Source organism: Salmonella sp. SSDFZ54 (assembly GCF_004010735.1).
Taxonomy (GTDB): domain Bacteria; phylum Pseudomonadota; class Gammaproteobacteria; order Enterobacterales; family Enterobacteriaceae; genus Salmonella; species Salmonella enterica.
This window is the reverse complement of the sequence record NZ_CP034819.1, coordinates 4,180,307-4,192,333: the sequence shown is the minus strand read 5'-3', so window position 1 is coordinate 4,192,333 and position 12,027 is coordinate 4,180,307. Positions and strand designations below refer to the sequence as shown.

Annotated in this window: 13 protein-coding genes; 5 read left to right on the top strand and 8 right to left on the bottom strand. The window is 53.3% G+C overall.

Going from position 1 to position 12,027, the window contains the following annotated elements; all coding sequences use genetic code 11:
- Positions 1 to 48: 48 nt before the first annotated feature.
- The 8 genes from tyrR to pspA form a co-directional block, all read right to left on the bottom strand.
- Positions 49 to 1,590 carry a transcriptional regulator TyrR gene (tyrR, locus tag EOS97_RS20825; RefSeq protein ID WP_127836191.1) on the bottom strand — a complete coding sequence of 514 codons (1,542 nt, stop codon included), beginning with the start codon at positions 1,588 to 1,590 and terminating at the stop codon, positions 49 to 51.
- A 147-nt stretch (positions 1,591 to 1,737) separates the two neighbouring features.
- A complete protein-coding gene (locus EOS97_RS20820) occupies positions 1,738 to 2,799 on the bottom strand; it encodes a TIGR01620 family protein (RefSeq protein ID WP_001294472.1) in 1,062 nt (353 codons plus the stop codon).
- On the bottom strand, positions 2,796 to 4,193 hold the full coding sequence (locus tag EOS97_RS20815; RefSeq protein WP_000825860.1) for a YcjX family protein: 1,398 nt from the start codon (positions 4,191 to 4,193) through the stop codon (positions 2,796 to 2,798). Before EOS97_RS20815 ends, EOS97_RS20820 begins: the two co-directional genes overlap by 4 nt.
- A gap of 148 nt (positions 4,194 to 4,341) precedes the next feature.
- Positions 4,342 to 4,656, bottom strand: coding sequence for a thiosulfate sulfurtransferase PspE (pspE, locus tag EOS97_RS20810; protein ID WP_000913430.1), 315 nt, complete (start codon positions 4,654 to 4,656; stop codon positions 4,342 to 4,344).
- 75 nt (positions 4,657 to 4,731) lie between these two features.
- Entirely contained in the window at positions 4,732 to 4,950 is a 219-nt protein-coding gene (pspD, locus tag EOS97_RS20805) for a phage shock protein PspD (RefSeq protein WP_001097607.1), read from the bottom strand.
- Positions 4,951 to 4,972: 22 nt separating this feature from the next.
- Positions 4,973 to 5,332 (bottom strand): envelope stress response membrane protein PspC, encoded by a 360-nt coding sequence (gene pspC / locus EOS97_RS20800; RefSeq protein ID WP_000508938.1) that lies wholly within the window; start codon positions 5,330 to 5,332, stop codon positions 4,973 to 4,975.
- Positions 5,332 to 5,556 carry an envelope stress response membrane protein PspB gene (gene pspB / locus EOS97_RS20795; protein WP_001274953.1) on the bottom strand — a complete coding sequence of 75 codons (225 nt, stop codon included), beginning with the start codon at positions 5,554 to 5,556 and terminating at the stop codon, positions 5,332 to 5,334. The genes pspC and pspB overlap by 1 nt, the downstream gene beginning before the upstream one ends.
- 59 nt (positions 5,557 to 5,615) lie before the next feature.
- On the bottom strand, positions 5,616 to 6,284 hold the full coding sequence (gene pspA / locus EOS97_RS20790) for a phage shock protein PspA (protein WP_000510996.1): 669 nt from the start codon (positions 6,282 to 6,284) through the stop codon (positions 5,616 to 5,618).
- 170 nt (positions 6,285 to 6,454) lie between these two features.
- Here pspA and pspF point away from each other — a divergent pair, with 170 nt between their 5' ends.
- The 5 genes from pspF (at position 6,455) to sapD (ending at position 12,027) form a co-directional block, all read left to right on the top strand.
- On the top strand, positions 6,455 to 7,435 hold the full coding sequence (gene pspF, locus EOS97_RS20785; protein WP_001805275.1) for a phage shock protein operon transcriptional activator: 981 nt from the start codon (positions 6,455 to 6,457) through the stop codon (positions 7,433 to 7,435).
- A 111-nt stretch (positions 7,436 to 7,546) separates the two neighbouring features.
- Positions 7,547 to 9,196: a peptide ABC transporter substrate-binding protein SapA gene (gene sapA, locus EOS97_RS20780; RefSeq protein ID WP_001241622.1), complete on the top strand. Its 1,650-nt coding sequence runs from the start codon at positions 7,547 to 7,549 to the stop codon at positions 9,194 to 9,196.
- A complete protein-coding gene (gene sapB / locus EOS97_RS20775; RefSeq protein ID WP_000583298.1) occupies positions 9,193 to 10,158 on the top strand; it encodes a peptide ABC transporter permease SapB in 966 nt (321 codons plus the stop codon). Before sapA ends, sapB begins: the two co-directional genes overlap by 4 nt.
- Entirely contained in the window at positions 10,145 to 11,035 is an 891-nt protein-coding gene (sapC, locus tag EOS97_RS20770) for a peptide ABC transporter permease SapC (RefSeq protein ID WP_001146150.1), read from the top strand. Before sapB ends, sapC begins: the two co-directional genes overlap by 14 nt.
- Positions 11,035 to 12,027, top strand: a complete 993-nt coding sequence (gene sapD, locus EOS97_RS20765) for a peptide ABC transporter ATP-binding protein SapD (protein WP_001128869.1) — start codon at positions 11,035 to 11,037, stop codon at positions 12,025 to 12,027. The genes sapC and sapD overlap by 1 nt, the downstream gene beginning before the upstream one ends.

The window sequence follows — 12,027 nt, the reverse complement described above, 5'->3', positions numbered from 1 at the left end:
GTGCTCTTTTGTCACAAGAAGGCCTCTATCCGGAGGCCTTCTTTTTTTCTACTCTTCACCCTTCTTCTGGCTCAGACCATATTCACGCAGCTTATTGGCAATCGCGGTGTGCGATACCCCCAACCGTTTCGCCAGTTTACGCGTACTCGGATAGCTACGATAAAGCTGGGTCAGGACAGAACGTTCAAAACGACTGGTAATGTCATCCAGCGAACCTTCCATCGAATCCTCGCCGACTGCCACCGTCGCGGCATCGTAGTCAGGCAGCAGGATATCCTGCGGACGCAGCTCATACCCTTCCAGTTGCGTCAGCGCCCGGTATATCGCATTTTTAAGCTGGCGAACGTTACCCGGCCAGCCGTAACGAGTGAGGACCGTACTCAGATCGGCAGACAGTTTCGGTCGCGGAACGCCCTGTTCGTCGGCAAAACGCGCCACGAACAGTTCGGTCAACGGCATAATATCCTGCGGACAATCGCGCAACGGCGGCAAATTAAGCGTCAGAACGTTAAGTCGATAATAGAGATCTTCGCGGAACAGTCCTTTTTGCACCAGCTCCACCAGATTTTTCTGCGTGGCGCAGATAACGCGGACATCAACATGAATTTCGTGATCTTCGCCGACGCGACGGAACGTACCATCATTGAGAAAACGTAGCAGCTTCGCCTGCATACGCGGCGACATTTCGCCAATTTCATCCAGCAGCACCGAACCGCCATTCGCCTGTTCAAAAAAGCCTTTTTTACCTTCCGGCGCATGGCCAAATAGTTCGCTTTCTACCGCATCTTCCGGGATTGAAGCGCAGTTGAGCGCCAGATACGGCTTCGCTGAACGAGGGCTTGCCTGGTGACAGGCATAGGCGAAAAGATCTTTGCCGGTTCCCGTATCGCCGGTAATCAGCAGCGGCGCGCTGAGCATCGCCAGTTTGCGCGCCTGCTCAACGACGTGCTTCATCTTTGCGCTCACGGCAATAATCTGACTAAACGCGCTCAGATCCTGCGTGGACAAATTCTGTAGCTGCTGCCCCATACGAATCGTGGAACGCAACATCACTACCGCCCCGGTCAACACGTATTCGTCATTTTCGTTTTGTAAATGTACCGGCGTAATCTCCATCAGGAAGTTTTGCCCGTTGATCACGACATGTTCGTTATGGGAGCTTTGCGGGTTACCGTCCAGCCAGCGCTGAAAATTGAAGCCGTTGATTAATTGTGCGGCGGTATGGTGCCGCATTCGCTCCTGGCTCTGGGCAAAAAGCTGACAACTCGCCGGGTTCGCCATCTCCACTTTACTCTTCATATCCAATGAGAGCACCGGCTCCGGCAACGCCTCAAGCAGCGCGCTCAGGGCCAGATGTTCACGTTCGGACGGCATCCAGGGAACGGTACGGACATCCGTTACGCCGGAAATACGGCGGATTTCGGCCATCAGGCTGCTGAAGTCGGTGAATTCCAGCTCAGCAAAATTAAGATAAATTCGCCCAATGGGATCAATCTCGATTCCGCGTAAATCAATGCTACGTAACACCAGTAAATCAAGTAATTCGCGGGTCAGACCAAGTCGGTCTTCACAAAAGACTTCCAGACGCATGGGAACCTTCACCTGAATAATGAACCATTAAATAGATGATAAGCCACTATTCGGCTGGCAGGAAGGATTCTGTCAACAAATATTGACAGCATGACGGAAAAACGGGCGCTGCGGCGTAAAGCCAGGCAATCAGCGCCCTGTGGAAGGTCATTTCTCAGGCGACGACTTACTCTTTTGCAGCGTCTCTTTTAGCTGACCGATAAGCTGACGACGAAAATCACCGAGACGTGGTTTATCGTTATCGATCCACGGCAATGGTCGACATAGCTCCATCGCTTTTATTCCCAGTCGAGCGGTAAGGAGGCCTGCGCCAATCCCCTGCGCCGCGCGCGTGGACAAGCGTGCGGCCAGATCCTGAGACATCCAGTCCATACCGACTTCACGCACCAGCTCACTGGCCCCCGCGAACGCGATATTCAGCAACACCAGACGGAACAGACGAAGGCGGCTGTAATAACCAAGTTCAATGCCATACAGCGTTGCGATACGGTTAATCAGGCGTAAATTACGCCAGGCAATAAACGCCATATCCACCAACGCTAACGGACTGACGGCGATCATCAGAGTCGATTCCGCGGCGAAACGGCTAATCTCACGTCGCGCCTGCGCGTCAAGTACCGGCTGTACCAGATGCGCATACAAACCGACGATTTCCCTGTCGTTTTGCGTTTCGTGAATAGCGGCATACCAACGTTGTAATGCCGGATGTGATTGATCAATCCCCGCCTGCTGCGCCAGTTTTTCGCAAAATGCGCGACCTTTCCCGACGCTATGGCTATGTAACAGTTCACGCGCTTCATCGCGTTCATGCGCTCGCTGGCGCAAGCGCCATAATCGCCGCCACTCCGTGACCACCGATCCCACGCCAGCGCCAACGATCAGCGCGCCTGCGGCACAGCCGCCTAAAGCGACCCAGTCCTGAGTTTGCCAGGCATTCATTGTCCACTGTACGCCTTGCCCGACCACGCTCGCGCCAAACAGCGCCAGCCCTCCCATCACCATTTTACGCCACAGGCTGCGTTTGGGGCGCAGCGCGGCATCGACCGCCGCTTCTGCCACGCCTTCGTCTTCCGGGCGCTCATCGATAGCCGCAGGCGCAAATGTACGCGACTCCGCTTCGCTGAAAGTTTGCTGCGCTTTGAAGGCCGACGTAGGCTCCTCCTTTAGCGGTTCTGCAAAATCAATACGCGGTTTTAACGGTTCGCTCATCGCAGCTTATCTCCTATTAAAAACTCCAGCGCAGCGTCCAGACGAATATGCGGTAACGGTTTATCAACATCCATCACCTGCGGACGAAAAGCTTCGAACTGAAAACCCTGACTATCCCAAAACGCTTGCCCCGGCAAACGCGAAGGCACTTCGCCGGGGTACACGGTTAACGGCGCGCCGTCACTCAAACGGTTTCCACGTAAAGCCGGGATTTTTTCGCCGTTGACCTCAATCACGCCGCTGGTGGTCGCCTGTACCGACGCCAGCCCCAGGCAATCCATACTAATGCCTTCAAACGCGGCATTTTGCCAGGCATCCTGAATAAGCTGCTGGAGCAAGGCCACCATATTGGCATGTTGGTCGAGGGTGACATGGTCGGCTTTCGTCGCGGCGAACAGCAATTTATCAATCACCGGCGAAAACAAGCGGCGAAACAGAGTCCGCTGGCCATAGTGAAAACTTTGCATCAGCTGCGTTAAAGCGAGACGCATATCATTAAACGCCTGCGGCCCGCTATTAAGCGGTTGCAGACAGTCGACCAGCACAATCTGGCGATCAAAGCGTAGAAAATGATTTTTGTAGAACCCTTTGACCACTTTTTCGCAATAGTAGTTAAAGCGTTCGCGCAGCATTCCAGCGTTGGTCTGTTTATCCGCCTGCGCCAGTTTTGACTCGCCGAAGGCGTCCACATCCGGCCACGGGAAAAACTGCAACGCTGGCGCGCCCGCCATATCGCCCGGCAAAACAAACCGTCCAGGCTGAATAAAATGCAATCCCTGCGATTTACACTGATGCAAATAATCCGTCCAGGCGGCGGCAATCTCCGCCAGCCGGTTTTCATCGGCGGGCGCCAGCGGATCGAGCCCGTCGCAAAGTTGCCGCCATTTTGCGGCCCACTCAGCGCGTTGCCCTTGCAACAAGCCGTTCATCTGACGGGACCAACTTAAATAATCCTGAGCCAGCATGGGCAGATCGAGTAACCATTCCCCTGGATAGTCCACAATCTCCAGATACAATGTCGAGGTATCTTTAAAATGGCGCAGCAGCGAGTCGTTTGAGCGATAGCGCAACGCCAGCCGAATCTCACTGACGCCGCGCGTCGGTGTGGGCCATGCGGGAGGATTGCCATAAAGCTGAAGTATCCCCTCATCGTAGGTAAAACGGGGAATACCAAAATCACGTTGAGGCACGCGCTTTACGCCAAGCAGGCGTTCTTCGCGTACCGCGCTGAGCAACGGTAAGCGCGCGCCCGCGTGGACATTAAGCAACTGGTTAACCATCGCCGTGATAAACGCTGTTTTACCGCTGCGGCTCAACCCGGTTACGGCAAGACGCAAATGCCTGTCTACCCCACGATTGACCAGCGCGTTGAGTTCAGTTTTAAGTCGCTTCATTGACATCCTGTTGAGCCTGAAGAGAAGAAAAAATAATAACGAGCCTGCGTTATAGATATGTGCAAAAACGTTATTATCAACTACCCGGAGAGATCAACAACGGCGCATTAAGCGCCGCGGTTAGTATGAGTATTGAGCAATAGATTATCTATTTTTTTACTTTCGGCATATCAAGACGACTGATGCCGCCCATATTCATCGCGTGCGTATACCCCATATCAAGCAACATTTGTTTTGCCATGCCCGACTGTCGTCCGGAGTTGCAATATAACTTTACCGTATCGTTCCTGTCTGGAACTACCGTTTCGATATGAGATTTAATCTCCTGCAATGGGATATTAATCGCGCCCTGAATATGCTCTCGCTGATATTGTTCCGGAATGCGGACATCTATCCAGTATTCTGCGGCATAAAGCGGCATGGCTATGAATAACGCTAACGCAAATATTCCTTTTTTCAACATACTTCCGTCCTGACACGTAATGTATTTCGCACACACTATACGCCAGAGCTTAACGAAATATTATGACCAGACTCGCTATTTGTAACGCTGCGAAATTTTATTCGCCGCCTTACGAAGTACTGGCTCCAGCGCAAACGCCAGCAACATTTTTAGCGGACGACGGGCGACGGATTTTACCGCCCATCCCGCCACGCCGGCAGGCCCGTAGCGTAACGCGGTCAACAGAACCAGCTTACCTGCTATTTTGAAGCCGGGCTTCACCTTCTGCCCGGCGCGTTGCCAGCGAGTATTCATCTTCACCTTCCCGATATAACACTTAAAGTTGACGGAAACGACTACGCAGTGTGAACGTATCTGACGTGACGTAGCGTTCCATTTCTCGCAAACGCTTTTCGCCTGCGGCAAGCTCTCTGTCTACGGTATCCAGCAGTTCGCCGCTGGTCGGCTGCGGTTTGCCTGCGGCCAGATTATCCGGCATAGGGTCCAGTACAAAAGACAGAACGATATAGGCCACTACGGTAAAAAACGCCAGCCCAAAGAAAATCGACAGCACGACCAGAATACGCACCAGTTTTACCGGTACATCAAGGTAGTCGGCGATCCCGGCGCAAACGCCACGCACCATGCCCTTTTGCGGCATACGCCATAGTTTTTTATTCAGATTGATTCCACCCATTAGCGCTCTCTCCAGTTCGGATGCTCTGCATCAAGAATGTCTTCCAGCGCCTGAATGCGCTCGCGCATACGTTGCGCATCGTCTGTGAGTTGCAGTAAGCGTTGCTGCTCGCTTTGCGACAGTTCTCCCCGACCGGCACGGTTGCTGTAATGCAGCCACAGCCAAATCGGTAACACAAACAACACAAAAATGGTTAACGGGATGGCCAGAAATAGCGCGCTCATGCGTTCTCCTTACACCTAAAGCTGATGAGCGACGGCGCGTACCGGCGCCGCCATTGTCATTATTGATTATCTTGCTTCATTTTGGCTTTCAACTGCGCCAACTGCTCGCTGATTTCATCATCGGCTTTCAGGTTGGCAAACTGTTGGTCCAGCGATTGCTGCTTACCAAAACGATGGCTTTCCGCTTCCGCTTCCATTTGATCGATACGACGTTCAAAGGATTCAAACCGCGCCATGGCTTCATCCAGTTTGCCGCTGTCAAGCTGACGACGGACATCGCGGGAAGAACTCGCCGCCTGATGACGCAGCATCAGCGCCTGCTGGCGAGCGCGCGTTTCGCTGAGTTTGTTTTCCAGCTCGCCAATCTCTTTCTTCATGCGCGCCAGCGTGTCATCCACCAGCGTGACTTCCTGTTCAAGCGTAGCAATTAAATCAGTCAGCTTTTGTTTTTCAATCAATGCGGCGCGCGCCAGATCGTCTTTATCTTTGCGCAGAGCCAGTTCCGCTTTTTCCTGCCACTCGATCTGCTGAGCCGTAGCCTGTTCAATACGACGGGATAACTGTTTCTTTTCCGCTAAAGCACGCGCGGAGTTCGAGCGAACCTCCACCAGCGTATCTTCCATCTCCTGAATCATCAGGCGCACCAGCTTCTGCGGATCTTCCGCTTTTTCCAACAACGCATTGATATTGGCGTTCACGATGTCGGCAAAACGAGAAAAAATACCCATAATTCAATCCTCACATAATGTTCTGATAACGGGCGATGCCCTGCTACATGGTTAATACAATTTGCGTGCCAACTTTTTATATCACTGATAGTAAAGGAATTATTTCGTTTTACCTCGCCAGCAAAAAAGGATAAAGTGGTGAAAAACACTAACAAGTGGCGATTTTCATCATGGCTGAATTTAAAGATAACCTGCTCGGCGAGGCAAACCGTTTTCTTGAAGTACTGGAACAAGTCTCCCGGCTCGCGCCGCTGGATAAGCCAGTGCTGATTATTGGCGAACGCGGTACGGGTAAAGAACTTATCGCCAATCGCCTGCACTATCTCTCTTCACGCTGGCAGGGGCCGCTTATCTCGCTTAACTGCGCGGCGCTTAACGAAAATCTGCTGGACTCCGAACTGTTTGGTCATGAAGCGGGCGCTTTTACCGGGGCGCAAAAACGTCATCCCGGTCGCTTTGAACGCGCCGATGGCGGCACGCTGTTTTTGGATGAACTGGCGACAGCGCCGATGCTGGTACAGGAAAAGCTACTGCGGGTGATTGAATATGGCGAGCTAGAGCGCGTCGGCGGCAGCCAACCGTTACAGGTTAATGTGCGATTAGTATGCGCCACCAACGCCGATTTACCCGCCATGGTGAAGGAAGGGACATTTCGTGCCGATCTGCTCGACAGGCTGGCTTTTGACGTTGTACAACTGCCGCCGCTGCGCGAACGCCAAAGCGATATCATGCTGATGGCCGAGCATTTTGCTATTCAGATGTGTCGTGAGCTACGTCTGCCCTTATTTCCCGGTTTTACCGATCGGGCAAAAGAAACGTTGTTGCATTACGCCTGGCCGGGTAATGTCCGCGAGCTGAAAAACGTAGTCGAACGTTCAGTGTATCGCCACGGCAGCAGTGAACATCCTTTGGATGAAATTGTTATCGATCCTTTTCAACGCCATCCCGCCGAACCGCCCGCGCCCGCCCTGCCATCGGCATCCGCCACGCCTGACCTGCCGCTCAACTTGCGGGAGTTTCAACTGCAACAGGAAAAAGCGCTGCTGCAACGTAGCTTACAGCAGGCGAAATTTAACCAGAAACGAGCCGCCGATTTGCTGGCGCTCACCTACCACCAGTTTCGCGCCTTGCTTAAAAAGCATCAGCTTTAGCTATTTCTCCGGCTAATTGACGACATTTACGCCAGTTATCCACCGACATTTTTACGTGGCGGGCCGAAGTGCGATACACTTTGCAAATTGAACTTCAAAAACTTAACTATTATGCGCCTGGTTTTATCGTCTCTGATCGTGATAGCGGGTCTACTGAGTAGTCAGGCTACGGCTGCGGCTGCGCCCGAACAAACTGCGAGTGCAGATATTCGCGATAGCGGCTTTGTGTATTGTGTCAGCGGGCAGGTCAACACCTTTAATCCGCAAAAAGCGAGCAGCGGCCTCATCGTCGATACCCTGGCCGCCCAGTTATATGACCGTCTGTTGGATGTCGATCCCTATACTTATCGTTTAGTCCCAGAGCTGGCAGAAAGCTGGGAAGTGCTGGATAACGGGGCAACGTACCGTTTTCACCTGCGCCGAGACGTTTCCTTTCAAAAAACCGCCTGGTTTACGCCGACCCGAAAACTCAATGCTGATGATGTCGTCTTTACCTTTCAGCGGATTTTTGATCGTCGGCATCCGTGGCATAACATCAACGGCAGTAGCTTCCCCTACTTTGATAGCCTACAGTTCGCCGACAATGTAAAAAGCGTGCGTAAGCTGGACAATAACACCGTTGAGTTTCGCCTGACGCAGCCAGACGCCTCCTTTTTATGGCATCTGGCCACACACTACGCTTCCGTCATGTCCGCTGAGTACGCCGCGCAGCTTAGCCGAAAAGATCGCCAGGAACTGCTAGACCGCCAACCGGTCGGCACCGGGCCTTTCCAGCTTTCGGAGTACCGTGCCGGGCAGTTTATTCGTCTCCAGCGCCACGATGGGTTTTGGCGCGGCAAACCGCTGATGCCGCAAGTGGTGGTGGATTTAGGCTCCGGCGGTACCGGGCGTTTATCGAAATTACTGACCGGTGAATGCGATGTTCTGGCCTGGCCCGCCGCCAGCCAGCTAACTATTTTACGCGACGATCCGCGTTTGCGTCTGACGTTGCGCCCGGGGATGAATATCGCCTATCTGGCCTTTAACACCGATAAGCCGCCGTTGAATAATCCCGCAGTGCGCCATGCGCTGGCCTTATCGATCAACAACCAGCGCCTGATGCAGTCGATTTATTACGGCACGGCGGAAACCGCAGCCTCCATTTTACCGAGAGCCTCATGGGCTTACGATAACGATGCCAAAATTACGGAGTACAATCCGCAAAAATCGCGCGAACAGCTAAAAGCGCTGGGCATTGAGAATCTTACGCTGCATCTCTGGGTGCCGACCAGTTCTCAGGCCTGGAACCCAAGTCCGCTAAAAACGGCGGAGCTTATTCAGGCGGATATGGCGCAGGTTGGCGTAAAAGTGGTCATTGTGCCGGTTGAAGGTCGTTTTCAGGAGGCGCGCCTGATGGATATGAATCACGATCTGACCTTATCCGGCTGGGCCACGGACAGCAACGATCCGGATAGCTTTTTCAGACCGCTGTTAAGCTGTGCGGCCATCAATTCGCAAACCAATTTCGCCCACTGGTGTAACCCTGAATTTGACAGCGTGCTGCGTAAAGCACTGTCGTCGCAGCAGTTGGCTTCGCGCATAGAAGCGTATGAGGAAGCGCAGAATATCCTGGAGAAAGAGCTGCCGATACTGCCGCTGGCATCATCACTACGCCTGCAGGCTTACCGCTACGATATTAAAGGGCTGGTGTTAAGCCCGTTCGGCAATGCGTCTTTTGCCGGCGTCTCCCGCGAAAAACACGAAGAGGTGAAAAAACCATGATTATCTTCACCCTGCGTCGGTTATTGCTGTTGCTGGTGACGCTCTTCTTTCTGACCTTTATCGGCTTTAGCCTGAGCTATTTTACGCCGCACGCGCCGCTACAAGGCGCATCATTATGGAATGCCTGGGTTTTCTGGTTCAACGGTCTGCTGCACTGGGACTTTGGCGTGTCCAGCATTAACGGCCAACTGATTTCCGAACAGCTTAAAGAGGTGTTTCCCGCCACGATGGAGCTGTGCATTCTCGCCTTTGGTTTCGCGCTGATGGTCGGCATCCCGGTCGGGATGCTGGCTGGCGTGACGCGTAGCAAATGGCCGGATCGTTTTATCAGCGCGCTGGCGCTATTAGGTTTCTCAATTCCGGTTTTCTGGCTGGCCCTTCTGCTCACACTGTTCTTTTCGCTCACGCTGGGGTGGCTGCCGGTATCCGGGCGCTTTGACCTGCTTTATGAAGTTAAACCGGTTACCGGTTTCGCCATCATTGATGCCTGGATTTCAGATTCGCCGTGGCGTGATGAAATGGTGATGAGCGCCATACGACATATGGTTTTACCGGTGCTCACGCTTTCCGTCGCGCCGACCACAGAAGTGATCCGCCTGATGCGAATCAGCACTATTGAGGTCTACGATCAGAACTACGTTAAAGCGGCGGCCACGCGCGGCTTGTCGCGCTTTACGATTTTACGCCGTCACGTGTTGCATAATGCGCTGCCGCCGGTCATTCCCCGTCTTGGTCTGCAATTTTCAACCATGTTAACGCTGGCGATGATTACCGAAATGGTTTTCAGCTGGCCAGGGCTGGGACGATGGTTAATTCACGCCATTCGTCAGCAGGACTATGCCGCTATTTCCGCTGGCGTGATGGTCATTGGCTCGCTGGTTATTGTGGTCAATGTGATTTCCGATATTTTGGGTGCTATGGCTAACCCTCTGAAACATAAGGAATGGTATGCCTTACGATAGCGTATACAGCGAAAAGCGCCCGCCAGGCACCCTGCGCACTGCCTGGCGCAAATTTTATAGCGACGCGCCTGCGATGGTGGGTCTGTATGGATGTGCCGGTCTGGCGTTGCTGTGTATTTTTGGCGGCTGGATCGCGCCCTATGGTATCGATCAGCAATTTCTGGGCTATCAGCTACTGCCGCCCTCCTGGTCACGCTATGGCGAAGTCTCCTTTTTTCTGGGGACTGACGATCTGGGGCGCGATGTGCTGAGCCGCCTGTTAAGCGGCGCGGCGCCCACGGTCGGCGGCGCGTTTATCGTAACGCTGGCGGCTACGCTATGTGGATTAGTCCTCGGCGTAGTGGCAGGCGCGACTCACGGTTTACGCTCTGCCGTACTGAACCATATTCTGGACACGCTGCTTTCCATCCCTTCGCTCTTGCTGGCGATTATCGTCGTGGCATTTGCCGGCCCACATCTGTCACACGCGATGTTTGCCGTCTGGCTGGCCCTGTTGCCGCGAATGGTACGTTCCGTCTACAGCATGGTGCATGATGAACTGGAAAAAGAGTACGTCATTGCCGCCCGTCTGGATGGCGCGACAACGCTGAATATTCTGTGGTTCGCCATTTTACCGAATATTACCGCCGGTCTGGTCACCGAAATTACCCGGGCGCTGTCGATGGCGATTCTGGACATCGCCGCGCTGGGATTTTTAGATCTCGGCGCGCAGCTTCCCTCTCCTGAATGGGGCGCCATGTTGGGGGATGCGCTGGAGCTAATCTATGTCGCGCCGTGGACCGTTATGCTACCCGGCGCGGCGATAACGCTCAGTGTTTTACTGGTAAACCTGCTCGGAGATGGGATTCGTCGTGCGATTATTGCGGGGGTGGAATAATGCCGTTACTGGATATCCGCAATCTCACCATTGAATTTAAAACCAGCGAAGGTTGGGTAAAAGCGGTCGATCGCGTCAGTATGACATTAAGCGAAGGCGAAATTCGCGGCCTGGTAGGTGAATCGGGTTCCGGAAAGAGCTTGATTGCTAAAGCTATTTGCGGCGTCGCGAAAGACAACTGGCGAGTCACTGCCGACCGTATGCGTTTTGATGATATCGATCTGCTGCGCCTCTCCTCTCGTGAACGGCGTAAGCTGGTCGGGCATAATGTGTCGATGATCTTCCAGGAGCCGCAGTCGTGCCTTGATCCTTCCGAACGCGTCGGCCGCCAGTTAATGCAAAATATTCCCGCCTGGACCTATAAAGGCCGCTGGTGGCAGCGTTTAGGCTGGCGTAAACGGCGTGCTATTGAATTACTGCACCGGGTGGGAATTAAAGATCATAAAGACGCGATGCGCAGTTTTCCCTATGAACTGACCGATGGCGAGTGTCAGAAAGTCATGATCGCTATCGCGCTGGCGAATCAACCGCGACTCCTGATCGCTGATGAACCCACCAACTCAATGGAACCGACGACGCAGGCGCAAATTTTTCGCCTGTTGACCCGACTGAATCAAAACAGTAATACCACCATTCTGTTGATTAGCCACGACCTGCAAATGTTGAGTCAGTGGGCTGACAAAATCAACGTTTTATACTGCGGCCAGACGGTAGAAACCGCGCCAAGTAAAGATCTGGTGACGACGCCACATCATCCTTATACGCAGGCGCTTATCCGTGCGATTCCGGATTTTGGCAGCGCGATGCCGCATAAAAGCCGTCTCAATACGCTGCCGGGCGCGATCCCGCTACTGGAGCAGTTACCTATAGGTTGTCGTCTGGGGCCGCGCTGCCCTTATGCGCAACGAGAATGCATTATCACGCCACGCTTAACCGGCGCGAAAAATCATCTCTATGCCTGTCATTTTCCGCTGAATATGGAGAGAGAGTGA